18 protein-coding genes are annotated in these 25,091 nt (G+C 64.2%); 10 read left to right on the top strand and 8 right to left on the bottom strand.

The annotated features are described in order from the left end of the window. Together XALGPE39_RS15925 and XALGPE39_RS04820 are read left to right on the top strand one after the other, a co-directional pair. The coding region (locus tag XALGPE39_RS15925) for a non-ribosomal peptide synthetase (RefSeq protein ID WP_161795318.1) at nt 1-3,370 on the top strand (3,370 nt) is incomplete at its 5' end. 248 nt (nt 3,371-3,618) lie between these two features. Beyond that, the gene (locus tag XALGPE39_RS04820) at nt 3,619-5,418 is read left to right on the top strand and encodes an alpha/beta fold hydrolase (protein WP_161795317.1); all 1,800 of its coding nucleotides are present in this window, start codon (nt 3,619-3,621) and stop codon (nt 5,416-5,418) included. Nucleotides 5,419-5,637: 219 nt separating this feature from the next. Here XALGPE39_RS04820 and XALGPE39_RS04815 read toward each other — a convergent pair whose 3' ends face one another. Then, complete coding sequence (locus XALGPE39_RS04815) at nt 5,638-6,606, bottom strand: helix-turn-helix domain-containing protein (protein ID WP_235429746.1); 969 nt, start codon at nt 6,604-6,606, stop codon at nt 5,638-5,640. A 731-nt stretch (nt 6,607-7,337) separates the two neighbouring features. Between XALGPE39_RS04815 and XALGPE39_RS04810 the strand changes: the two genes are divergently transcribed. Further along, nucleotides 7,338-7,844, top strand: coding sequence for a VOC family protein (locus tag XALGPE39_RS04810; RefSeq protein ID WP_045728968.1), 507 nt, complete (start codon nt 7,338-7,340; stop codon nt 7,842-7,844). A gap of 29 nt (nt 7,845-7,873) precedes the next feature. Next, on the top strand, nt 7,874-9,196 hold the full coding sequence (locus XALGPE39_RS04805) for a PLP-dependent aminotransferase family protein (RefSeq protein ID WP_045728967.1): 1,323 nt from the start codon (nt 7,874-7,876) through the stop codon (nt 9,194-9,196). A 162-nt stretch (nt 9,197-9,358) separates the two neighbouring features. On the opposite strand, the gene XALGPE39_RS04800 is transcribed toward XALGPE39_RS04805, so the two are convergent. Further along, nucleotides 9,359-10,501, bottom strand: coding sequence for an alpha-hydroxy acid oxidase (locus XALGPE39_RS04800; protein ID WP_304413338.1), 1,143 nt, complete (start codon nt 10,499-10,501; stop codon nt 9,359-9,361). A 295-nt stretch (nt 10,502-10,796) separates the two neighbouring features. Between XALGPE39_RS04800 and ectB the strand changes: the two genes are divergently transcribed. Continuing rightward, nucleotides 10,797-12,080 carry a diaminobutyrate--2-oxoglutarate transaminase gene (ectB, locus tag XALGPE39_RS04795; protein ID WP_045727210.1) on the top strand — a complete coding sequence of 428 codons (1,284 nt, stop codon included), beginning with the start codon at nt 10,797-10,799 and terminating at the stop codon, nt 12,078-12,080. Between the two features lie 324 nt (nt 12,081-12,404). On the opposite strand, the gene XALGPE39_RS04790 is transcribed toward ectB, so the two are convergent. Then, nucleotides 12,405-12,914, bottom strand: a complete 510-nt coding sequence (locus XALGPE39_RS04790) for a single-stranded DNA-binding protein (protein WP_045727209.1) — start codon at nt 12,912-12,914, stop codon at nt 12,405-12,407. A 293-nt stretch (nt 12,915-13,207) separates the two neighbouring features. Here XALGPE39_RS04790 and XALGPE39_RS04785 point away from each other — a divergent pair, with 293 nt between their 5' ends. Next, the gene (locus tag XALGPE39_RS04785) at nt 13,208-14,203 is read left to right on the top strand and encodes a polyprenyl synthetase family protein (RefSeq protein WP_045727208.1); all 996 of its coding nucleotides are present in this window, start codon (nt 13,208-13,210) and stop codon (nt 14,201-14,203) included. Nucleotides 14,204-14,343: 140 nt separating this feature from the next. Here the strand turns inward: XALGPE39_RS04785 and murD are convergent, their stop codons facing one another. The 3 genes from murD to XALGPE39_RS04770 all read right to left on the bottom strand — a co-directional run bounded on the left by murD (nt 14,344) and on the right by XALGPE39_RS04770 (nt 19,846). Further along, complete coding sequence (gene murD / locus XALGPE39_RS04780; protein ID WP_045727207.1) at nt 14,344-15,756, bottom strand: UDP-N-acetylmuramoyl-L-alanine--D-glutamate ligase; 1,413 nt, start codon at nt 15,754-15,756, stop codon at nt 14,344-14,346. Continuing rightward, entirely contained in the window at nt 15,737-17,092 is a 1,356-nt protein-coding gene (gene murL / locus XALGPE39_RS04775) for a UDP-N-acetyl-alpha-D-muramoyl-L-alanyl-L-glutamate epimerase (RefSeq protein WP_045727206.1), read from the bottom strand. The genes murD and murL overlap by 20 nt, the downstream gene beginning before the upstream one ends. Before the next feature lie 144 nt (nt 17,093-17,236). Next, entirely contained in the window at nt 17,237-19,846 is a 2,610-nt protein-coding gene (locus tag XALGPE39_RS04770; protein WP_045727205.1) for a bifunctional aspartate kinase/diaminopimelate decarboxylase, read from the bottom strand. A gap of 274 nt (nt 19,847-20,120) precedes the next feature. Here XALGPE39_RS04770 and XALGPE39_RS04765 point away from each other — a divergent pair, with 274 nt between their 5' ends. Further along, a complete protein-coding gene (locus tag XALGPE39_RS04765; protein WP_045727204.1) occupies nt 20,121-20,999 on the top strand; it encodes a PhzF family phenazine biosynthesis protein in 879 nt (292 codons plus the stop codon). A gap of 103 nt (nt 21,000-21,102) precedes the next feature. Here XALGPE39_RS04765 and XALGPE39_RS04760 read toward each other — a convergent pair whose 3' ends face one another. After that, nucleotides 21,103-21,687, bottom strand: coding sequence for a glycine zipper 2TM domain-containing protein (locus XALGPE39_RS04760; RefSeq protein ID WP_045727203.1), 585 nt, complete (start codon nt 21,685-21,687; stop codon nt 21,103-21,105). An 865-nt stretch (nt 21,688-22,552) separates the two neighbouring features. On the opposite strand from XALGPE39_RS04760, the gene XALGPE39_RS04755 reads away from it, so the two are divergent. Both XALGPE39_RS04755 and XALGPE39_RS04750 read left to right on the top strand, forming a co-directional pair. Next, nucleotides 22,553-22,951 carry an HU family DNA-binding protein gene (locus tag XALGPE39_RS04755; RefSeq protein ID WP_045727202.1) on the top strand — a complete coding sequence of 133 codons (399 nt, stop codon included), beginning with the start codon at nt 22,553-22,555 and terminating at the stop codon, nt 22,949-22,951. A 318-nt stretch (nt 22,952-23,269) separates the two neighbouring features. Beyond that, nucleotides 23,270-23,827: a DUF1439 domain-containing protein gene (locus tag XALGPE39_RS04750; protein WP_045728966.1), complete on the top strand. Its 558-nt coding sequence runs from the start codon at nt 23,270-23,272 to the stop codon at nt 23,825-23,827. Nucleotides 23,828-23,946: 119 nt separating this feature from the next. Here the strand turns inward: XALGPE39_RS04750 and XALGPE39_RS04745 are convergent, their stop codons facing one another. Next, nucleotides 23,947-24,414 (bottom strand): SET domain-containing protein-lysine N-methyltransferase, encoded by a 468-nt coding sequence (locus XALGPE39_RS04745; RefSeq protein ID WP_045727201.1) that lies wholly within the window; start codon nt 24,412-24,414, stop codon nt 23,947-23,949. Nucleotides 24,415-24,617: 203 nt separating this feature from the next. Between XALGPE39_RS04745 and XALGPE39_RS04740 the strand changes: the two genes are divergently transcribed. After that, nucleotides 24,618-25,076 carry an SUF system Fe-S cluster assembly regulator gene (locus tag XALGPE39_RS04740; RefSeq protein WP_045728965.1) on the top strand — a complete coding sequence of 153 codons (459 nt, stop codon included), beginning with the start codon at nt 24,618-24,620 and terminating at the stop codon, nt 25,074-25,076. Nucleotides 25,077-25,091: the final 15 nt, after the last annotated feature.

Raw genomic sequence — 25,091 nt, 5'->3', positions numbered from 1 at the left:
CGGCCGCCACGACAGCTTCTTCGCCCTCGGTGGGCACTCGCTGCTGGGGGTGCGCCTGATCTCGCGCATTCGTAGCACGCTGGGATTGGAACTGCCGCTGGCGACGCTGTTCGCGCAACCACGTCTGCGCGAGTTGGCCCAAGCTCTGGACAACACGGCCACCAGCACCCTGCCCGCCATCGTGCCGGCAGATCGTCATGCGCCGCTACCGCTGTCCTTCGCGCAGCAACGGCTGTGGTTCTTGAACCAACTCGATCCACGCACCGGCACCACGTATCTGATGCATGACGGCGTGCGCCTGAGCGGTACGCTGGATGTCACGGCGTTGCGCCGCGCATTGGATCGCATCGTCGCCCGCCACGATGCCTTGCGTACACATTTTTCGAGCGTGGACGACGTTCCCTGTCAGATCGTCGCAGCGCCATTTGCATTGGCGCTGCCGTTGATCGACGTGAGCGACGAAGCGGACACGGAGGCCGCCGCGCGTGCACATGCCCTCGCCGAAGCCAGCACCGGCTTCGACCTCGCCAACGGGCCACTGATCCGTGGCCGTCTGCTGCGCCTGGCCGAACATGAGCATGTATTGCTGCTCAGCATGCATCACATCATCTCAGACGGATGGTCCATCGGCGTCCTGATCGAGGAACTGGGCGCCTTGTATACCGCGTTCGTCAGCGATGCGCCCGATCCGTTGCCGCCATTGCCGATCCAATACGCGGACTACGCCGCCTGGCAACGTCGCTGGATCGATGACCAGCAGCAACAGCGCCAATTGGGTTACTGGTGCGATCAGTTGCGCGATGCTCCGGCGCTGCTGGAATTGCCGACGGACCGGCCACGCCCGCCGGTACAGGACACCGCAGGCGACGATGTGGAACTGGTGCTGGACGCAGACCTGAGCATGCGCCTGCAGGCATTGGCGCTGGAGCAAGGCACCACGAGCTTCGCGCTGCTGCTGGCAGCGTGGGCGGTGTTGTTGACGCGCTACAGCGGCCAAACCGATGTGGTGATCGGCACACCGTCGGCCGGCCGTCGCCACAGCGAACTGGAACCGCTGATCGGCTTCTTCGTCAACACCTTGCCGCTGCGCATCGACCTGTCGGCTCGGCCCAGCTTCATTGCATTGCTGGAGCAGGTGCAGCGCAACCTGGTGGCGGCGCAAGCCAACGAAAGCATCCCATACGAACGCATCATCGAAGCGGTAGGCCCGGCGCGCAGCCTGGCGCATGCACCGTTGTGCCAAGCGATGTTCTCCTCCGATACCACGCCGTCGCGCGCACTCGACCTGCCGGGATTGCAACTGTGCGCCTACCCGAACGAGCATCGGGTCGCTCAATTCGATCTGTCGCTGGACATGCAGATTGCGCCATCGAGGATCGGCGGCGTGCTGCGTTACGCCACGGCGCTGTTCGATCGCAACACCATGCAGGGGTATCTCGCGCATTACGCACGCCTGCTGGCCGCACTGGTCGATGCACCGACGCTGGCGGTGGACCGACACCCGCTCGTGGATGCGAGGCAATGGCACGCGTTGCAGCAATGGAACCGCACCACCGCCCTATTGCAGGCACCGACGACGCTGCACCATGCGTTCCAGGCGCAAGCCCGCCGCACACCGGACGCGATCGCCGTCATCGACGGCACGCAGCACCTGTGTTACGCCGAACTGGACGCGCACAGCGACCGGATCGCGCAGCACCTGGTGCAGGCTGGCGTGGCCCCTGGCACATGCGTGGCGACGCTGCTGCCGCGCAGTGCCGCACTGGTCGCCGCGCAACTGGGCATCCTCAAGGCGGGCGCGGCGTATGTGCCGTTGGATCCGCAGCAACCGGCGGCCCGACACGCTCAGTTGGTCGATGCCTGCCAGGCGCGTGCCATCGTGCATGCGCCCGGCGAGGCACCGCCATGGGCGAACGTCCCCTGTCTGCCGATCACGCTGGACATGATCGCGGTGATGCCATTCGCCGCGCCGCCACTGCCAGCCCGCGCACCGGCGTATGTCATGTACACCTCCGGTTCCAGCGGCACGCCCAAAGGCGTGGTCATCCCGCATCAGGCCGTCCTCAACCTGGTGCATGCTCCGGACTACGCCCATTGGCAGGCGCAGGACCGTTTCGCATTCGCGTCCAACCCGGCGTTCGACTCCAGCACGCTGGAAGTGTGGGCGCCGTTGTTGAGCGGCGGCAGCGTGGTGGTCGTGCCGCAGGAGGTGATGCTCGACCCGAGCGTACTGGCAGACTTCGCCCGCGATCACGCCATCACCGTACTGATCCTGGTCGCCGGTGTGCTGCGTGCCTATGCGAGCGAACTGGCACGCGCACTGCCGACCTTGCGCTATCTGATTACCGGTGGCGACATCGCCGATCCGCAGGCGCTCGCCATGCTGCTACACAACAACCCGCCACAGACCTTGCTGCAGACCTATGGCCCGACCGAAACCACGCAGTTCGTCACCGCCATGGCGTTGAGCGACGTGGCGGACGATGGCCGGCGCATTCCCATCGGCAAACCGATCGGCAATCTGCGCGTACATGTCCTGGACCGCCATCGTCAGGCCGTGCCGGTGGGGATGCAGGGCGAACTGCATATCGCCGGCCTGGGCCTGGCGCTGGGTTATTTGGGTCAACCAGGGTTGACCGCCGACCACTTCGTCCCCGATCCCTTCAGCGAAGAACCGGGAGCGCGCATGTACCGGACCGGCGACCTCGGCCGCTGGCGTGCCGACGGCCTGCTCGAATGCCTGGGCCGAGGTGATGCGCAAAGCAAGATCCGCGGGTTCCGGCTGGAACCGGGCGAGATCGAGGCGGCGTTGCAGCGCCATCGGCAGATCAGTCAAGCGCTGGTGCGCGTGCGCGAGGACATGCCGGGGCAACGTCGTCTGGTGGCCTATGTGATCGGGACCGATGCCGTATCGGCACCGGAGCCGAGCGCACTGCGTCGCCACTTGGCCGCCAGCTTGCCCGAGTACATGCTGCCAGACGCCTACGTGGACATGCAGGCCTGGCCACTGACCGCCAACGGCAAGGTGGATGTGCGTGCGCTGCCTGCCCCCGACGACGCCCAGCGTGGCATCGCCGAGGTCGAGCCGCCACAGGGCGAGAGCGAATGTGCACTGGCGCAGATCTGGTGCGAATTGCTCGGCGTCGGCAGTGTCAACCGACACGACAACTTCTTCGACATCGGCGGCCATTCGTTACTGGCGGTGCAACTGACCACGCGCATTCAGGCAAAGCTCGAACGCCGACTGCCGCTGTCGCGTTTGTTCGCCGAGCCCACGCTCGCGCGCATGGCTGCGGCAATGGCCGACAGCCACGTCGCTTCCAGCGCCCCGATCGCCGCATTGGTGGACCGTAGCCGTTACTACGACTGATCCCGAAGACCCGGACACGCACTTGTCTGACCTGGATCCCATGCCAGGCAAGTGCGTGTCACATCGAGTCAAGCGCACCCGCGCGGCAACGGAGAAAAAGCGCACTCACACTGCGCTTTCGGTGCATCGCACGCAATGGGTCTACGTGCGAAGCGTCGCTGGCACCGCTTCTTCTAACTTGGCGAACATTCGCCGACAGCGCTATGGTTGCCGCTGAACTGCCCATCGCCCACCACGTTTTCCATCACATGCCCGCACATCCCACATCACGCCAGCAGGCCGATCCGCAGCTCGGCGGCCCCAACGCACGGGACAGCCATGCGCTCGTCGTCCGCGCCCACGGGACACGTCCGCCGCTGTTCGTAGTGCCGACCGGCGCCGGAGATATCGCCTACGCCTTCGCGCTGGCAGAACATCTCGAAGCGGACATCCCGGTCTATGCCCTGCCCTGGCCAGACCCGTTACCGACCATGATGGAAACGCTGGCCGCACAGATGGTCGAAACGATCCGCGCAGTGCAGCCACATGGCCCGTATCACCTGTTCGGCGACTCCTCCGGCGGCTTGCTCGCCTATGCCATCGCCCAGCACTTGGGCATACACAACGAGTCGGTGGCCTTCCTGGGCCTGCTCGATTGCCACTGCCCTGACCGCGCGCCGGATCCCATGACGTTGGATGAGACGTGCAAACAGCACCTGCTCGCACGCATGAAACTGCTACTGCAGCGCACACCGGCGGACCACGACGCTGCCACCCAGGCGGCGCTCGACGAGCTGGTTGCGAAAGCAGAACAGGCATCGTCACAAGCGCTGGCCGCGTATGCCCACGCGGATCGGCTGTTGAACGATCTGGCCGCGCGCGCGCAGACCAGCGTGGAGCAGATCTTCCACACCAGCCGGATGCGTGCAACATTCGAAAGGATGTGGCCCACGTATTGGGTACAACGGCTTGCCGCGCACTGCCCACTGACGGTATTCCATGCGTCCGAGCCGTTCCCCGAGGACACGACGCTCGGCTGGACACGGCTGTTGCCGGCACGCCAGGTGCAATCGGTGGCCGTCCCCGGCCATCATGGCACGCTGATCGAAGCCGAACATCTACCGCGCCTGGGTCGGTGTCTGTCGAGCGCGCTCTGCGCGTGCGGGTCCACGGTTGCGGCATCGGCTTACGAACCCGCATTCACGCTGCAATCGGCGCGCCCGACCGCGCCCGTGGTCGTCTGTGTGCCGGGTGCGGGCGACAGCATGACAGGCTTCGTCGACCTGAGCACCGCGCTGGGACAGAGCTGCCATGTGATCGGCATGCAACCGCGTGGCACCGACGGCAGTGGCCCGCCGTTCGGTTCGGTGGAACTTGCCGCACAACACTATCTCGATGCCTTGCCCAGCAACGCCAACAATGCCGCTGCCCTGCATCTGATCGGTCATTCGTTCGGCGGCTGGGTGGTGCTGGAGATGGCATTACGCCTGCATGCCCTCGGCCGCCCGCCCGCCAGCCTGACCCTGATCGACACCCGTCCTCCACATCGCGCGCTGGCACCGCACGACTGCAAGCGCGACATCATCGTGGACTATTTCCTCGACGCATTGCAGATGCGTGTACGCACGCCACTGAACATCGACCGCCAGGCGCTGCATCGTCTCGGCCAGGATGCGTTGATTCAATCGGTGCATCGGGTCATGGTGGAACACGGACTGATGCCGCCACGCTCGCGCAGCGAGGCGATCCGCGGCAGCCTGACCACGTTCGCCCAGTGCTGCCGAACCACCTACACGCCGGCCAAGCCCTATCCAGGCACGTTGCATCTGGTCCTTGTCGACAACGCCCTGCACGAAAAAACGCAACTGGCCGACACGTATCAGGGACTGAGCGAAGCCTGGACCCCCCATGCCGCCGATCTACGCCCCTGGCACGGCCCCGGCAATCACATGACCGTGCTTGCCAAACCGCAGAGTCAGACCTTGGCCGAGTGGTGGATGTCCAACGTGCGCGATGCAGCGACCGCCACAACCGCCTCCGCCCTGCCTGCTGCAGCAGTCGGCAGGTAATCGCACGTTTCGGGTTACCGGGACGACGCATCGGCTTCGCCCGGCACAGCGCAGGAGCGTGACCGCGCGAAGCAGGAGGCAGACGCCTCCCTCGACAATGGCGGGCAGGCGCGGTGACACGTGGCATTCGGAACCTGAGCGTGCGAAAACCGCAAGCGCACGCCTTGCGTCCAAGGCAACACGGCACCAGCGCCGTTGCCATCGGCGCCCCGCGCGGACTCAATGATCGCCGCGACGATACCGCAACGGCGAGGCGCCCATGTGCTGCTTGAACAAGCGACTGAAATGCGGAGAGCTACTGAAGCCGAAAGAATAGGCAATCCCGGTAATGCTCTGGTTGCCTGGCCCACGCAACTCTTGCGCGCACTGTTCGACCCGTCGTCGCCACAAATAACTGTTCAGACTCTCGCCGTCGCTGCTCTTGAATGCGCGATAGACCGTGCGTTTGCTCCAGCCCAGCGCACGCGCGATGCTCTCCGGGGAAAGCTCCGGGTCGCGCAAATTGCGTTCGACGAACTGCACCACCATCTCCCGCGACGGCCGGTTGGGTTCCAACGGTGGCTGCACGTCGCTGGACTCTTTGAACGTCAGTTCAAGCAAATTGGTCAGGGCTTGCGCGAGGAAGTGCTCGCTGTCGGAATTGCACAGCCCCGGCTCGCTGAACAAACGCTCGATCAGACTGCATGCCAGCCGCTGCATCGGCGCCGGTCCGCACAGCCGCTGCGATGCGACCTCATTGACCAGCTTCATCGCGCGCCGCGGCTGCGCAAACCAAATGAAGTAATTTTCGACACTGGCCTCACTGGCGAAACAAAACTGCCGATCGATCTGCAACACGGCCAGCTCGCCGGCGCGCAGTGCGGTCGAGACGCCATCGCACACCATCCGGCTCGCGCCCTTTTGCTGCAGCGCCACCAGGATGCGCGGCCGCTCATCGTCGTTGTCGGCCAGAGTCAGATGGAATTCATGTCCTGTCGCCAACACCTTGGCAAGATGCACATCTCCAAGGCGTAGCTGGTTGATACACCCGTCGAACACCGGTTGCACAGGCGAAAAAGAGAATTTGCGCCGCGCCCGTATGCCAGGCCGATCCACGCCGATCGAACGCGCCATCCAATCGAGCCAGCGCGGCACGCGCTCGCCAGGATGCACTTGCGAAGTAAAAAATGCATCGAAGACGCTGGACACGGGAGCAACCCGTGCTTCCACCACATCACGAGGAGACTCTCGCTGCACTCGGCATATCTTAGCCATCTCATCCGGCCTCAGAAGTCAGTTTCTGGGCGGCGCATGCTATGCAGAAATTGCGTCCCTCTTATGACAAATCTCGCACAAGAGAATTGTATCGAAACACAAAATTCATTTCTTAAACATAAGTTTCATGTAAATAAAATTGATTTTAAACGTTGCCACATGCCCCCCCCTTCCCGACTGCGCCTGGCGGCATTGCAACAAACCGCGCCACGGCTGACATGAAGACGCAGGGCAAACTGAAACAACCGCTCTCCGACATCGAGACAGCGCAAAAATCGAACAGGCGAACGCACGCCCCACTGGCTGCCGCGACGCATGGACGCAGATCGTCGGCGACGAACACGCACGCGGTCTCCAGCACCTGAGGTTGCCGCGCAGCAAGCAGTGCCGGCCCTGCCTATCCGAAAATGACGGCCGCGCACGCATCCACAAATCTGCAGGCGAAATTGTCATCGCAGCTTCGCATTGGCAGCGTAGCCTGACCGGGCATGCGCAACTTCCCGTTAGATGCGAACCGCGCAGAACGTCTGCCGCATCCCAAGTTGCCATGCCACTCATTCAGTGAACACACGTTGGCCGACGGTCTCGCCGCACAGACAGATGAATCTCGCGCACGGCATGACATCGATTATCGGCACACCTTGCGACAACGAACGGAGCACTCCATGGCCGATACTGGCAGATCCCCCGAAAGCGCGTTGCAGTACCACACGATCGATCACATCGCGCTTGCCGTACAGGACCTTGAAGCGGCCATCGCGCTGTTTCGCGACCAACTTGGCTTCACCTTGACCAAGCGCCGCCACATCACCGGGCAACGTACCGGCATGCTCTCGGCGGAAATGCAACATGGCGCGATCACCTTCGTCCTGTGTCAAGGCACGGAACCGCAGTCTCAGGTCTCGCGCCTGATCGAACATCATGGCGTGGGCGTGGCCCACATCGCCTTGCGCGTGGACAATACGCACGCCGCTGTACAGCGTCTGCGTGGGCGCGGCTTGCGCTTCGACACCGATGTGATCCAGGGCGATGGATTGCGCCAGGCATTTTCCAGCCGCGACGCGGCCACCGGACTGAGCTTCGAATTCATCGAACGCAATGGCGAAGCCGGCTTCCAGGAGTCTTCCGTCGCCGAACTCTTCGCGCAACTAGAACGCAGCGGCGCCTATTGATCGATCCACGTCCACGCCGGAGCCTGTCCATGCACAGCCCCACTGCCGCCCATGCCACTGGCGGCAATCGCCTGGAGGTCATGAATTTTCTGAATGAAATCGCCTCGCGCCATCCCGATGCGATTTCCTTTGTCTCCGGGCGCCCGAGCAACGACTTTTTCGATCTGCAGGCATGGATGCAGGCGCTGCCGCGCTTTGCCGACCACCTCGCTCGACGGCATCGGCTGACGCCCTCCCAATCGCTGGATACGATCGCACAGTACGGCGCGACCCAGGGCATCGTGAACGACCTGATCGTCGCGCAACTGGCCATCGACGAGGGCGTACCGGCCAGCAGCGAACGTCTGTTGGTCACCGCCGGCTGCCAGGAAGCGCTGCAGTTGTGCGTCACCGAGCTGTGCCGGGAGCCAGGCGATGTCGTGCTGGTGCGCAACCCGACCTATATCGGCATTACCGGCGTCGCCGATAGCCAGCGGATCCCGATCACCGCATTCAACCGTGGCGACCGCGCCGATGTCGGCGCATTGGCCGAAACGCTCGACGCACTGGAAGCCGCCGGACAACGCGCACGCCTGCTCTACCTGGTCCCGGATTTCGACAACCCCACCGGCAGCGTCCTGGCGCGCACGCAACGCGAAGCGATCATTGCCTTGTGCGCGGCACGCGGCGTCGTGATCCTGGAGGACAACCCCTACGGACTGTTCGCGTTCGAGGCCGAACGCCTGCCCACCATGCGCGCACTGGACCGCCACGGCTGTGTGATCTACCTGGGCACCTATTCCAAGACCTTATGTCCCGGACTGCGCGTGGGCTTCGCGGTCCTGCCACCGACGTTATTCGGCGATGCCTGCGCCGCAGATGCCTTGCAGCAGGCGCTGACGCAGCGGAAAAGTTTCGGCACACTGAACACCGGTCAAATCGCCCAAGCCATTGTCGGCGGTGTCTTGCTCGAACACGGCGGCAGCCTGGAGGCGTTGATCCAGGCCCCACGCGCGCAGTACCGGCGTAATCGCGACCGCATGCTGGAGTGCCTGAGCAAAGAACTTGGCACGCTGGCAGCGGATGTGCAGTGGAATGTACCGTCCGGCGGATTCTTCCTGATCGTCTCGCTCCCGTTCGTGTTCGCCGAAGAGGAAGCCGCGCGTTGCGCACGCGACTACGGCGTCCTAGTGATGCCCTTGTGTTTCTTCGCCATCGACGGTGGCTGGCGCCAACACGTGCGGCTTGCCTACAGTCATGTGGCGACGGAAGCGATCGTCGAGGGTATCGCACGCTTTGCGCGCTTCGTGCGCGACCGGCTACACGCACTGGCAACGGCGCAAACGCCGCTGCCCCTGCCCGACTGCGCTTGAAACGGCCGCAACCGCCTCACGACAACATGCGCGGGCGGTGAGCACTTGGCACACCCAATTCGCCCCTGCCCCTCGCGTCGGCCACAAGCATCCACGACACACGCCGCGCCCGCGCCTGACAGCGACGCCATCGGTGCGATCGACGCGCTCGCAGCGCCCTCCTCACGACAACAGGATTCCACGGTCGACCGCCGCGATTTCCGTGCGTCCGCACAATGCCATCGTCAACTCCAGTTCGCGCTGGATCAACGCCAGCACATGTGCCACCCCCGCCTGCCCCAGGGCGGCAAGACCATACAACCACGCACGACCGATATAGGTCGCACTGGCGCCGAGCGCCAACGCCTTGAGCACGTCCTGGCCGCAGCGAATGCCGCTGTCCAGATGCACATCGGCACGGCCAGCGGCCAACTCCGCAATGGCGGGCAACGCGCGTACGCTGGAACACGCGCCATCGAGCTGGCGGCCGCCGTGATTGCTGACGACCAGCGCATCGGCACCAGCGGCAATGGCCTGACGCGCGTCCTCCGCATCCAGCACGCCCTTGATTACCAACGTCCCACGCCAACGCGAACGGACCCATGCCACATCCTCCCACCCGATCCCCGCATCGAATTGCTGCGCGGTCCAACCGGATAGCGTCCGCAAGTCGTTGCCGGCAGGCGCATAGTCCACGAGATTGCCGAAGCAGCGACGACGCGTGCGCAACATCCCCAAGGCCCAGCGCGGATGCGCGAGAAAATCCAGCAATGCCGCAGGCTTGAGCCGCGGCGGCACACTCAGGCCATTGCGCAGATCGGCATGACGCTGGCCCATGAACGGCACATCCAGGGTGAGGACCAGCGCCGCGCAGCCTGCTCGTGTCGCACGCTCGATCAGCGCCGCCACGATGCCGCGATCGCGCATCGGATAAAGCTGGAACCAGCATGGCGCCCGCAGCACCGCACAGACTTCTTCCAGCGCACAGATGCTCATCATCGACAGTACAAACGGCACACCGAACGCTTCGGCTGCACGCGCGCCCAGGATCTCGCCATTGGCCCAGATCAGCCCCGCCAATCCGGTGGGTGCCAGCGCAACCGGCATGCTGACCTGGCGCCCCAGCATGCACGCGGCGGTGCTGCGCCGCGCGACATCGCAGCCGATGCGTTGACGCAGCGCCAGCGCATCGAAGTCACGACGGTTGGCATGCAAGGTCGACTGCGACCAACTACCGGCATCCACGTAGTCATAGAACATGCGCGGCACGCGGCGCCGCGCCAAGGCTTTCACATCGTCCAAGCACGTCAGCGTCTGCATCCGCATAGGCTAGATCCTGTAAATGACCAGAATACGTTCATCCGGCGCAACACACGATTATTCCTGACGACCACAGAAAGAACATCCGCCTACAAAAAAAACATCTTTCCGTCACATAGCGGTCAATACATGGACCGATACTTGGCCTAGCAAGTAAAAAGTGAACACATCAGGCGCGATACCACGAGCATAGCGACGACTGCGGCCAGATACCCGGGCCGAGCAGAACCTACGACATCATATTCACAACACTCGGCGTACTTAAGCACACGCCGACTTCGCTACACGATTAGAGAGCCACATGAGCGATCCTCGCTTGATATTCCAACGCCACGAATCCAACGTCCGCAGCTACTGCCGCTCCTTTGATGCCATGTTCGTCCGCGCATCGGGAAGCCTGATGTTCGATGCACAGGGTCGTCGCTACATCGACTTCCTAGCCGGCTGCGGCTCGCTCAATTACGGACACAACGATCCAGACATGGCCGAGGCACTGATCGGGCACCTACGCAACGGCGGCTTGGCGCTCTCGCTGGATATGTACTCGCAGGCAAAGCACGACTTCATCGATGCTTTCGTGGAAAGAATCCTCAAGCCGCGCGGACTTACCCACCGCCTGCAGTTCACCGGCCCGACCGGTACCAATGCAGTCGAAGCCGCGCTCAAGCTGGCACGCAAGATTACTGGGCGTCACAACGTCATTGCCTTCAGTAATGCCTACCATGGCTTATCGATGGGAGCACTGGCGACGACCGGCAATCGCCACCATCGCATGGAACTAGCGCACACCGGCGTCACCCGACTGCCCTACGACGGCTATCTCGGCGAGAGCGTGGATAGCGCCGCTTTGCTGGAAGGCATGCTCGACGACCCCTCCGGCGGCATCGATCCACCCGCCGCGATCATCCTGGAACTGGTGCAAGGCGAAGGCGGGCTCAATGTGGCGTCCACGCCCTGGTTGCGCCGCATATTCGCCGCTGCCCGCCGCCACGGCGCGCTGGTCATCGTCGACGATGTCCAGGCAGGTTGCGGACGCAGCGGAGGCTTCTTCAGTTTCGATGGGCTGGACCTGGTCCCAGACCTGATCGTCCTGTCCAAATCCCTATCCGGTTTCGGCCTGCCATTCTCGCTACTGCTGGTCGCACCCGAGCATGACCAATGGCGTCCTGGCCAACACAACGGCACCTTCCGCGGCAACAACCATGCGATGCTCACCGCCAGCGTCGCGCTGCATAAATTCTGGGCCGACGACACATTCGCCACGCAAGCGGCAGCGCGTGGTCAGCGCGTGACCGAAGCACTGACGCGGATCGCCGCGCAGGTGCCGGGGGCACGCGTCAAGGGGCGCGGCATGTTCATGGGGATAGATGTCGGGACCACTCAACTCGCCGCCTCGGCACGCGCGCATGCGTTCAAACACGGCTTGGTGATCGAAAGCGCTGGCCCGAACGACGAAGTACTGAAAGTAATGGCTCCGTTGACCACACCCGATGCCCTACTGGATGAGGGCCTGGACATTCTTGCGGATGCGGTACTGCATGCCTGCGAGCAAACGCAACAGGTCAAACTGAGCCGGGTGGCATAAGACCGAGGTACTCCAAGCAGCTCGATGGCCGCGCTGCTGCGGCCGACCCGGCTGTCTTGAGCGTTCCGTGCGCAGCGAGTGCTCACATTGCCCCGGCACTGCCACCACAGGTTCGTTGTTCGTCCACGCCTGCCTGTCATCGCACACAGCGTAGGAAGCCTTTAACGCCGCCCGGTCAACGCACGTCCCGGCCTTTCCTTCGTTGCGTTTGACGCTCGAATCCAGACAAGGCAGGCATCGCACCCCAGGCACGCTGGCCCAAAATGAAAAGCCCCGCAACGCGGGGCTTTTGGGATCTGCGCGACACGGACGAAACCGTGTAACTCAGAACGGAATATCGTCGTCGGCGAAATCATCCATCGGTGCCGATTGCGACGGTGCCGGCTGTTGGCGTCGTGGAGCATAGTCCTGCCCGCCACCGCCCATGTCCGAACGCTCCTGACGCGGTGGTGCCGAACGCGCCGGGCGGTCGCCGCCGCCCATACCGCCGCCGCCTTCGCCACGGCCGCCAAGCATTTGCATTTCATCGGCGACGATGTCCGTGGAATACTTCTCCACGCCGTCCTGGCCGGTGTACTTGTCGTAGCGCAGCGAACCTTCGACGTAGACCGAACTCCCTTTACGCAGGTACTCGCCAGCGATTTCGCCCAGCTTTCCGAAGAACACCACGCGATGCCACTCGGTGCGCTCCTGCTGGTTGCCGTCGCGGTCCTTGCGCACGCTGGTTGTCGCCAGACTGACGCGGGTGATGGCCATGCCGGACTGGGTGTACTTGGTGTCGGGATCGTTGCCGAGATTGCCGACGAGGATGACTTTATTGATGCCGCGGGCCATGAGCTGCTTCCGTCTGGGGTCCCCACGGCCAGAGGGCACGCGGAGCGGTAAAGAACACGATTAGGAACTCCTAATCCGCCAATCCTAACATTGCCGGGCTGGCCCCACCCGCGCCGAACGCCTGCAAAGGCCTAGGGAAACCCCGCGCCACACGACCGCAATGCCGGCAACGCAGCACCGGCAAGGCTCTCCAGCCCCCGCCCCACACCGCCCAGACCAGCCCGATCACGCCCGGCGCAGGACGGATGTCGCCGCGCAGCCTATACTCCGCGCACGCATCCAGCCTTGTCCGCATGAGCATCGCCGAAGACCTCCCCACCCTGGGCCTGCCCCAGATCCAGATGCTCGCCGCAGCCGACATGGCGGCAGTCGATACCTTGATCCGCCACCGTCTGGCGTCGGACGTGGTGCTGATCAACCAGATCGCCGACCACATCATCTCCGCCGGCGGCAAACGCCTGCGGCCGATGCTGGTCATGCTGGCCGGCCGCGCCTGCGATGGACATGGACCAAAGCACCACCAGTTGGCGGCGATCATCGAATTCATCCACACCTCCACCCTGCTGCACGACGACGTGGTGGACGAATCGGACCTGCGTCGCGGCCGCAGCACCGCCAACGCGCTCTGGGGCAATGCGCCCAGCGTGCTGGTCGGGGATTTCCTGTACTCGCGCAGTTTCCAGTTGATGGTGGAGCTGGACAACATGGCGGTGATGCGTTTGCTCGCCGACACCACCAACCGCATCGCCGAGGGCGAGGTGCTGCAACTGCTGCACGTCCACAACCCCGATACCGACGAGGCCGCCTACCTGCAGGTGATCGAACGCAAGACCGCCGTGCTGTTCGCCGCCGGCACTCGCCTGGGCGCACTGGCCGCCGGTGCCAGCGACGCGGTGCAGCAGTGCTTGTACGCATACGGCATGCACCTGGGCTACGCGTTCCAGATTGCCGACGACGTGCTCGACTACACCGCCAATGCCGCCGATCTGGGCAAGAACCTGGGCGACGATCTGGCCGAGGGCAAAGCCACATTGCCACTGATCCACGCCATCGCGCACGCCGACGCCAGCACCCGCGAACGCCTGCGCCAGATCGTCGAACAAGGCGATGCCGACGCCATGCCGGAGGTACTGGCCGCGATCCAGGCCAGCGGCGGACTCGACTACAGCCGCCGCCGCGCGGCCGAGTACGCCACGGCGGCCGAACGCGCACTGGACAGTCTGCCGAACAACGACGCAGTGGCCGCATTGCGCGGGCTGGCCCGCTACGCGGTCGAACGCAAGCACTGAGCGCACGCATGGTGCGACGCTCAGCGCAAGCGCGCACAGCACTGTCCCGCTGCAGGTGAAAATACGCCACGACTACCGTCGCGTGCGCAAGCAACCTATCGGCAAGCCGCCGCCCATGCAGCACAGACCGCGCCGCTGGATCAGGCGATGCCCAACCCCGCAATCGCGCTGATCGCCTGCGGATCGAATCCGGCCAATTCGGCGAAATGCCGGCCACGCGCCACGTAGTCGCGATACGCACCGAAGCTCGGCGCGCCCGGCGACAACAGCACCACGCCTCCCGCCTCGCCCAGCGCCTCACGCGCCAGCGTCAGCGCCTGCGCGAGATTGCTGGCCGCGTGCAAGCCAAAGCCCGCCTCGGCGGCCAATGTCGCCAGCAGCGCATGAATACGTGGCCCGTTGTCGCCCATGGTCACGATCTCCAGCGGTGCGCCATGGCGCATGGATTCGGCGAAGCCCTGCCAATCCAGACCACGGTCATAACCACCGACCAACAACGCGATGCGGCGCCCACGAAAGCATTCCAACGCTGCGAGAGTGGCGTGCGGGGTGGTACTGATCGAGTCGTTCACGTAACTCACGCCGTCGCGCGTCCCCAGTGCCTGCAACCGGTTGGGGAGCGGCCGAAAAGTGGCAGCGGCTGGTGCCAACGCGGCCGCGTCCAAACCCAGCGCCTCGATCGCCGCCAGCACCGCGCACAGGTTTGCGCGGTTGTGCTGACCCGGCAGCGGAGTCTGCGCACTGTCGTAGATCGGCGTGGCGCCGCGATACACCATCTCGCCACGCAAGTGCCAGCCATCCTCGCGGTTGAACCAGCGCACCTGGCTGTGCGGCAAATGCAGCGTCGCCAACTGCGGATCGGCGGCGTTGAGCAGCGCGATGCGTGGCCGCGCCTGCGTCACCAACGCCAGCTTATCGGCGACATAACGCGCCTGACTACCATGCCAATCCAGATGCTCGGGAAACAGATTCAACACCATCGCCAGTTGCGGACGCGCACCGCTGCGGGCAACGTCGCCGGTCTGATAGCTGGACAATTCAATCGCCCAATACTGCGGCGGTTGCGGCGGTGCCAACACGTCCAGCAGCGGCACGCCGATATTGCCGACCAGGCCGGTGCGATGACCGCCGGCGCGCAGCAAATGCGCCAGCAGCGCCGTGGTGGTGCTCTTGCCCTTGGTGCCGGTGATGCAGAGGCTGCCGGGTACGACACCGTCGGCGTCGGCATGCTCGGCGAACCACAACGCGGTACCACCGACGAAGTGCGTACCACGCGCCATCGCCGTCTGCGCCTCGGGCAGATACGGACTGATGCCCGGTGATTTAATCACCCACTCGAACGCGGCCAGGCGCTCGGCGCTGGCGTCTGTCTCCACGCGCAGGTGGGGGTCGTGCAACGCGGCGACCTCGGCGACATCCTCGGCGGAACAGAACAGCGTCAGCGGCAGATCGGCCGTGCTGCGCGCATCGCGCATCGCGCGATACGCCGCCCTGCCCTCGCGGCCCCATCCCCACAGCGCGACACGCCGGCCTTCAAACTGCGAAATTCGCACGCACACGTTCCCACAGCGCAGCCGGAATCCGGTGCTGCTCGTCCAACGCCAGCAGGGGTTCCATCCGCAGTTCGGCGGCATCGAGCTGTGGCTGGATGTCACGAATGAATCGCGCCACCAGCGCATCCTCCTTCCATTCCGCACGGCTGGCCAGCGTGGCCATCGCCGCGCGCGATTCGCGGCCTTCGCCGACGCATTCGAACGGCTTGTGGTCCTGGAATTCCAGCAGCGCGTCGAAGCCCGGCGCCAGCGTTGCATCGTCGAGCAGATTGCGACCGAAGATCCGCACCAGCCGCGTCTTGGGCATGAACGGCGCCAACGCCAGGAACACGAAATGGCACTTCGGACAGATCCCACACCAGCGATGCGCTGGGCGCTCGCCGAGGATATGGAAATTGCGGTTGCAACTGGAAAAATGCGCGTCGTAGTGGTCGTTCTTGGCGAACTGTCGCGCCACCGCCAGTTCCGACAACGGACGCAACAACGAGTAATAGTGCAAGTCCGCGGCCACATAGCGCTGCACGTGCGCGCCGAACGCCTGCTCGAAGGCCCAGCCCTTGGACCACTGGTGATTCACCTCGCCGGTGCCGGCGATCTGGCTGCCGTAGCTGGCCGAGCGCTCGTTGGAGAACACCACCTGGCCAGCATCGTGCAACAAGGCGGCAAACACCAGGATCGCCGAGTTCACCGCCGTCACCGGGATATGTCCGTTCCACGCCCCTTGCCGGTTCAGTTCGAATAATTCCGGTGCCAGGGCACGGCCGATCCCCAGGGTCGGCAAGCCCGTGCGCTCGGCGCAGGCGCGGATCAGTTGCGAACCACCGATCCAGGTCACGGTCTGGGCCACACCGGCCGCACGCAGCGCTTCGATGCTGACCAAGGAGTCCTTGCCGCCGCCGATGGCCACCAGCGCACGATCACTCAAGCCCAGATCCACCGCCTCGGCGTCGCTGCTGGCCGAGGCCGGAAAACGAATGCGCGTGCGCAGGTCCAGGCCGTTGCGGTAAGCGAATTCACCCAGCCCATGCAGATACACGCTATCCAGCAAGGCGGCGGTATCGGCGTCGATGCTGTAATCGTCGATAACGATCCGCTCTGGAACCGCCGCCTTGTAGTAGCTGATCCCCGCCACCAGATGTAACAGACGCAAGGCGCGCTGCAGCGCCTGCGTGCGCTGCGGATCGAGCACGAATGGCGCGCCGGGAATACTGATGGCCTCCACCAACTCCGGACCATCGTCGAACGCATAAACCAGACGTGCCACTCCACTGGCCGCGTCGAAGCCACAGCGCACGAAGCGGAAAGTGGCAATGTGCTGTTTGTCGAATGCGCTCATGGACGTCCTGCAAAAACACGGGCGTGCCGCAAGGTGCGGCGGCACAGGAAAAATTCGCTCATCAAATACCGCAACGCCGCGCGCAGCGGCGACAAACCACCGCGCACGCATCGCATCGGCAAGCGCCGGCTATGCGGGGGCATCTCAGCCTGCGGGCGCATCGATCACTTCCTCGCGGGGCAATTCGCGCTGGTTGTAGGTGCTGGCCATGACGTAGCCGTAGGCACCGGCATCGGCGATCAACATCACATCGTCCGGTGCCGTCTGCGCCGGTAGGCGACGGCGCTGACCGAACACGTCGCTGGATTCGCAAATCGGCCCGACCACGTCGAACACCGTGTCGGCCTCGCACTCCAGCCGACTCAGGTTGACCACGTCGTGCCAGGCGTCGTACAGCGCTGGGCGGATCAGCGTGTTCATGCCGGCATCCAGGCCAACCCGGCGGATGCCGTCCTTCTCGATCACCTGAGTGGCGCGGGACAACAGCACCCCGCATTCGGCCACCAGGTAGCGGCCAGGTTCAATCGCCAGACGGAAAGCCGGATGCATCGCCTTGACCTCGGCCAGACCCTGCGCCCAGGTGTCCAGGTCGAACGGTTCGTCATCGGCGCTGTAGGGAATCGGCAGACCGCCACCGATGTCGATGATCTCGACACTGCCGATGCGCCGCGCAAACCCCGCCAGTTCGTCGCAGATGCGCCGCCAATGCTCCGACGTCTCCACCCCGCTGCCCAGGTGCGCGTGGACGCCGACGATGCGAATGTCCAACGCGCGTGCGGCCTCGACGAACTCGTCCACGCGGGTAGCCGACAGGCCGAACTTGGAACGCTTGCCGCCGGTGTTGACCTTCTGGTGATGACCGTCGCCATGGCCCAGGTCGATCCGCACCCACACACTACGGCCACGGAACAACTCCGGCCAGCGCCGCAGCGCTTCGACGTTGTCCAAGGTGACGGTGACGCCCAGGGCGAAAGCGGCCTCGTATTCGGCCCGCGGCGCGAAGCTGGGAGTGAACAGCACGCGCCGCGGCGATAGCTCCGGCAGCGTCTCGAACACCCGGCGCAGTTCACCGTGCGAGACACACTCCAGGCCGAAGCCCTCCTCCACCAGCGCCTGCAGGATGGCCGGATGCGTATTGGCCTTGATCGCGTAATAGCGCTGATCCACCGCCGCAATCGCCTTGAGCGCGCGCGCGCGTTCGCGCAGGGTCGGCAGGTGATAGACGTAACGCGGCGTACCAACCTCGGCCAAGCGCAGCAGATGCGCGCGCTCCTCATGCCACCACGGCGTCGGCCGCGAGCGCACGCTGCCGGCGATTTCACGCCAGCGCGGGCCGAACACCTCAGTCTCTTCCACCGGCATCGCACCGCTATCGATCAGCGCGGCGTGCAGGATCGGCAGCAGCCCGTCGGCGGCGGCCTCATCGATGACGAAGGTCAGGTTCAAGTCGTTGGACGACTGCGAGATCATATGCACGCGCTCCTTGCCGAACGTGGCCCACACGTCCGAGAGCTTGTGCAGCAGCGAACGCATGCCACGCCCGACCAGGGTGATCGCCGCACACGGCACGATGATCTTGACCCGGCACATCTCCGCCAGATCGGCCGACAACGCCGCCAGCACATCGGTGTTGACCAGATTCTCGCTCGGATCCAGCGACACGGTGACATTGGTTTCGGCCGAGCCGATCAAATCCACCGACAAGCCGTGCTTGGCGAAACGCGCGAACACATCGGCCAGAAAACCGACCTGCTGCCACATGCCGATGCCTTCCATCGACACCAGCACGATGCCATTGCGGCGACTGATCGCCTTGACCCCCGGCACAGTGCGCGCATTGCCGTCGATGCTGGTGCCGGGCAAGTCGGGTCGCTCGGTGTCCAGGATCGCCATTGGCACGCCGCCGTCGCGGCAGGGCTTGATCGAACGCGGATGCAGCACTTTGGCACCAGTAGTGGCGATTTCCTGCGCCTCGTAATAGTCCAGCCGGGTCAGCAAACGCGCATCCGGCACATCGCGCGGGTTGGCGCTGAACATGCCCGGCACATCGGTCCAGATCTCCACCCGGCTGGCACCGAGCAGTGCGCCGAAATAGGCGGCCGAGGTGTCCGAACCGCCACGGCCGAGGATCGCGGTGCCACCGTCCTGATGCCGCGCGATGAAACCCTGGGTGATTAACATGCGCGTGGGCTGGGCGAGGAAACGCTCACGCCAGGCAGCATCGGCCTGCCATTGGCAGGACACCGACAGGCGCCGCGACCATTCGCTCTGGTTCGGCTGCGGCGGCAGCGCGTGCAACCACTGGCGCGCGTCCATCCAGCCGATGTCCAGGCCGTTGCTGCGCAGGTAGGCCGCGCCCAAGGTAGAAGACAGCAATTCGCCCTGGCCCAGCACCTCGGCCTGCCAATCCAGCGTGCGGCTGGCCGCGCGTGGGTCCTCAAGCAGGCCGCGCAGCACCGCCAGACGCTCGCCGAGCACGGCATCGGCATCCAGTTCCAACTCGGCGAGGAAAGCGCGATGGCGCTGTTCCAGCGCGGCCACACGCTGAGCGCTGTCAGCGCTGCCGTCGGCGATCGCGGTCAGCTCGTTGGTGACGCCGGACAAGGCCGAGACCACCACCAACACACGCGCGCCAGTCTCTTCCGCACGTTTTTTCGCCAGCTTCCCAATCGTGTCCCAGCGATGACGACGCGACACCGATGTGCCACCGAACTTGAGAACGATCCAACGACCTGCAATGGAAGGAGCTGACATGGAATGGGGTATCTAACATGGTGGGGGAAACGCCGGACTGACCGGACGCAGCCATCGATTCTACTGCCAACCGGCCAGCGTCAGAACGATCAGCGGGGCAGCCACGATCCAACAAGGACGCTTACCAGGTCACGCCAGCCGCGAACTCGACCGCATCGCGCGCCAGATCGACGCGGCCCGCGAGGTTCGGATTGGATTCACGATGCCCGTGCCGGTCGATAAGCGCATCGCTTGGTAAGCTGCCTTCTCACACCAATATGCGGAATCCATTGCGATGAGCAAACGCCGTTTCGTACAAGTTGACGTGTTCTCCCCGCGCGCCGGCAGCGGCAATCCATTGGCCGTAGTCCTCGATGCGGATGGACTGGACGAGGCCACGATGCAAGCCATCGCACGCTGGACACGCTTGCCGGAAACCACCTTCGTCTTCGCACCGACGCGACCGGAAGCCAGCTATGGCATCCGCATGTTCAGTCCGCAGAAGGAAGTGCCGTTCGCCGGCCACCCCAGCGTCGGCACCGCGCATGTGGTACTGGAAAACGGCATCGCCACCCCGCGCGATGGCCTGTTCGTCCAAGACGGCATCGCCGGGTTATTGCCATTACGCTTGGAGGCAGATGCCGGAGTGCCCAGCATCGCCATCCGCACCCCGCGCGCGCAGGTGGCCGAAATCGCCGACCCGGCGGACGCGCGCCTGAAGGACGCGCTGCGCAACTGGTCGCTGGGGGCGCTGCCACCGGTGCGCATGGACGGCGGTCGTTGCTGGTGGCTGGTCGAGGTCGCCGACGAAGCGGCGCTGCGGCAACTGACACCGGACTGGGATGCAATCGCCGCCCTGGCCGAAAGCACCGCGAGCATGGGCGTGTTCGCCTATGCTCGCGCAAGTGGTCAAGCCTATGCGCTGGCGGTGCGCGCCTTCGTCGGCAACGGTCGTCGATTCGAGGATGCTGCCTCCGGCGCGGCCAATGCGGTGCTGGCCGCATGGCTGGACCACCGCAGCGCCCTGCCCGGGCGCGACGGCCGCTATGTGGCGAGTCAGGGCCGCGAAGTCGGCCACGATGCGCTGCTGACGCTGAGCGTGGATGCCGCAGGCGATATCTGGTCCGGCGGCCAAGTGCAGACGGTGATCGAGGGCCAGATCGACTGGCCCTGATCGTCACGAACATGGTGATGAGAACATATCGCCGCTGGCCTGATCGCATTGCGGCCAACGGTCAACAGAAGGGGCGCCTGACAAGCAGGCGCCCTGTTTGCGGTTAGTAAGGCAGCACGTCCACGCGCACGCGGATGCGGTCGCCCGGAGGCGAGGCGGTGCGAGTGTGGTAGTAACGGCCACCGTACTCGTAGGTCACGTCGTAGCCGTCGACGCGGTCGTAGCTTTCGGTGCGGTAGGACACCGGCTCGCACTCCCTGACCACGCCGCCGCTGACATAGCCGCCGCCATAGGAGCGGGCATTGGAGTCGTAGATCGAACGTCCGGCCAGGCTACCGAGCATGGTGCCGACGGCGGTGCCGACGAAGCGGCCATTACCGCCACCGACGCGGCTACCAAGCAACGCACCGGCGATACCACCGGCAACGGTCGAAGCCGTCCGGCCACCCTGGGTGCCGCCATAGCCGCTGACGTAGGTGTCAGGTGCCTGACGGTCGTAACAACGCTCGGTGGTCTCGCGTGGACCATTGACCTGGACCATGATCGGATCGACGCGTATCACACGCGCATATTCATAGGTGCCGAGACCGTTTTGGTAACGGGTATAACCGTAATCCTGCGCAGCGGCGGAGCCGATCACGCCGATCGTCAGCGCAGCGGTCAACAAGTGGGTCGAGAGCTTGTTCATGGCGATGATTCCAAGCGCGTGGATCGCGCGAGTACATGCTCAATCCTGCGCGGTGAAACCAAACTGAATTGGCGCAAATCGGCCATGCACGTTTAGCGTCGCGACAGCTCGACGCCATCGCCATCGCCATCGCCGGCATCGGCATCGGCATCCATCGAGGCGAGCAAACCGCGCGCATGCAACCGCTACCCGCCGCAGCCACCACGCCGGACCACACGGCTCCCCCATGCAGACCTGCACACACAACACCCAGCCCCATGGAAACCAAGACAGCACCGCCCGCCCTCATCGAGCGGGGTGCGAAAATACGCAACGTTCGTTATCGGCAGCAGCGAACTGAAATTTAGTGCGAGCCATGCACGCTCAAGCGCAACACTTTTCTAGTCGACCACGCGGAATAAGCAAAACGCCCGCCTGCGCGGTGACGATCCACGCTTGGCGATGCCCCCATCTCGTCACCGCGACGGCGATTGAATCCGTCGACAGCGCATCCCGACAAACTCGTGCTGTTAGGTATTGGAGCGTGCCTCGGTGATCTTGTAGATCGCCTTCCAAGCACCCGACGACACAACGCGCCTCATACACTTCCACTCTGACGAGTAGCACCCCCTCAAAGCAGGCAGCGCGCCCTCGCCACACTACGCGACAGCATGGTCATCCCATCTCAGATGGGACGAAAAAACCCGGCATACACCTACGTTTTTGCCACCGGGAACGCCGATCCAGAAAAAAAATCGCTTTAAAAAGCGTTTTTTCCGCTTTTTTTGCCAATTACCTATTGGCGCGGCGTAGCACATGCCCTACATTTCGCCATGCCGACGGGGTCGGCGCGACCCACACCACTCATTTACGGAATCAGGACATCATGGCAAAGACCGCAAAAAAGGCTGCCCCGAAGAAGGCAGCGAAGAAAACAACAACCAAGGCAGCAGCTAAACCGGCCGCTCCCAAGCCCATCAAGGACGTGCTGAGCAAGTCGGCTCTGGTCGCACATATCGCCGAAACCAGCGGCGTGATCGCCAAGGACGTGCGCGCCGTGATGGCCTCGCTGGAGCATGCCGTCGCCGGTTCGATCAGCAAGAAGGGTGCCGGCTCGTTCACCCTGCCAGGCCTGCTGAAGATCACTTCGGTCAGCGTCCCGGCCAAGCCGAAGCGCAAGGGCATCAACCCGTTCACCAAGGAAGAGCAGTGGTTCGCGGCCAAGCCGGCTACCACCAAGCTCAAGGTGCGTCCGCTGAAGAAGCTCAAGGACGCCGCGCTCTGAGCCGCATCGCCTGATCCAGGCAAACGCACACCGACGAGACGGCTCAGGCCGTCTCGTTTTTTTTGCCACCAGAAAAACCCAACGACTGCCAGCCACATGCACTGCTGGCACCGCTCGCCCAGCCTTACCCAGGCCGGCGTTGCAGCTCGCAGCACCGCCGCCGCACGCCCCCACTGGCACCCATCCCCACACTGCGCGCGACCTAGCCGATTGCGCTAATGGCACATTCACCGGCAGCGGTTATGGTGAGAGCCCAACTTCAAACAAGGCGCTACACCGATGACATTTCGCCAGTGGACACTGCGCACTGTGGTGCTGATGACCTTGATCGCCGCGCCCTGTGCGCAAGCCACACCGACGATCCAGGGCCGGCAGATCAATGTCGGTGCCGCCGATGTGCAGCACTACCTCGATGGCAGCTTTCCACAGACGCACAAGGCATTGGGTGGGCTCATCAAGATGACCATCCGCAATCCGAAGCTGGCCCTGCCGCCGGGTAACCGGCTGAAGATGCAATTTGACCTGAGCATGGCCAGCGGCGGCGGCGCGGCGACGCCATTGGGCACCGTGCTACTGACCAGCGGGCTGCGCTACGACCAACAGAGCCAGGGTTTCCATCTGCAATCGCCGACCATCGACGATTTCCGCCCCGCCGCCAATGGCGAAAAGCTCGACGCCAACACCCGCGAGTTGCTCAACGTGTGGCTGGACGATTACGCGCGCCGGGAACCGATCTACAAACTGGACCCACGTCTGGCCGCCGCGATGGGCAAGCTACAGATCGAGTCGGCGGGAGTGGAGAACGGCGCGCTGGCCATCCATTTCAATCAGGACATCGCCAACCTGGTGCCGGCCGGCTTGTTATCGGGCCAATGAGGCGGCGAACGGCAGGAACGACGCACGCTCCTGTGCCATCGAGCGAACAAAAACGGCGGCCTGCGGGCCGCCGTTTTGCGTGACAACGCCGGAGAGTGCATCGCACTCCAAGCAGCAACTCAGCGCTTGGGTTGCAGCATCGTGCCCGTGCAGTTGATCGCGCCGCAGCGGCATGCCCAGATCTTCTTCAACCGTGGCGTGTGCCGCTCGGCCAGGGTGATGCCGTAGTTGTAGGTCAACTCCTCGCCGGGCGCGATGTCACGCAGCGCTTCGATCACCACTTTATCCTTGCGCCGGTCCTCGCCTTCAGCCTCCACGATCACCGCCTCGCAGTTCGGCGCGCAACTGTGATTGATCCAGCGCGCATCGTTGCCTTCGTAATTGGCGTCGATCACGTATTCGTCGCTGAGGGTGAAAAGGAAGGTATGGCCAGTCTCCACGTCGCCAGCATCGTCGCGGTCGACTTCGGCATGGGTACGCAGACGTCCTTTGTATTCGATGATCCGCTCGCCGTGTTTGAGCGGCGCTACGGCGAAAACGCCGTTGCCATGAATGCGGGACTTGCGCGCGGCAATCTTGCGGGGCATACAGCAATCCAAACAGGAAAGTGTCGATTCTGAAGCACATCGGCCACGATCCCAAGCCTGCCCGCAGCGCGGTGCAGGAACGATACGGCGGATGCCATCACACCCGCCCATGACTGCGATAGAAACCATCGCACACGGCGCGCTTGGACGCCGCGGCGCAAAAGCGTACAATTTCGGTCCGCATTGACATCGCCGCTTCTGCCATGCTCCGCGTCACCAAGCTGACCGATTACGCCACCGTCGTGCTGACCGTGCTCGCCGCGCGTCCAACCGAGGTGCTGAGCGCGACCGAACTGGCCGAGCAGGCCGGGCTGGAGCCGCCCACCGTCAGCAAGCTGCTCAAGCCGCTGGCCCAGGCCGGGCTGGTCGAAGGCCTACGCGGCGTGCATGGCGGCTACCGGCTGGCGCGCCCAGCCCACGCCATCAGCCTGATCGAGATCGTCGAGGCAATGGAAGGCCCACTGGCGATCACCGAATGCAGCCACCACGGCAACCAGTGCAGCATCGCCCATACCTGCGGGGTGCGCTCGAACTGGCGGCTCATCAACGACGTGGTTGCCGATGCGCTGCGCGCCGTGACCCTGGCGCAGATGCTCCACCCTCTTCCGCCTCCCGGCGATCCCAAACGGCGCCCGATCGCCGTGCGATTCGCGACCACCTGACCCTGTAGGCAGCCC

The sequence above is a fragment of the Xanthomonas sp. GPE 39 genome (assembly GCF_000963005.1).
Classification (GTDB): domain Bacteria; phylum Pseudomonadota; class Gammaproteobacteria; order Xanthomonadales; family Xanthomonadaceae; genus Xanthomonas_A.
The sequence above is the reverse complement of the archived record's forward strand: the minus strand, read 5'-3'. Positions and strand labels throughout refer to the sequence as shown.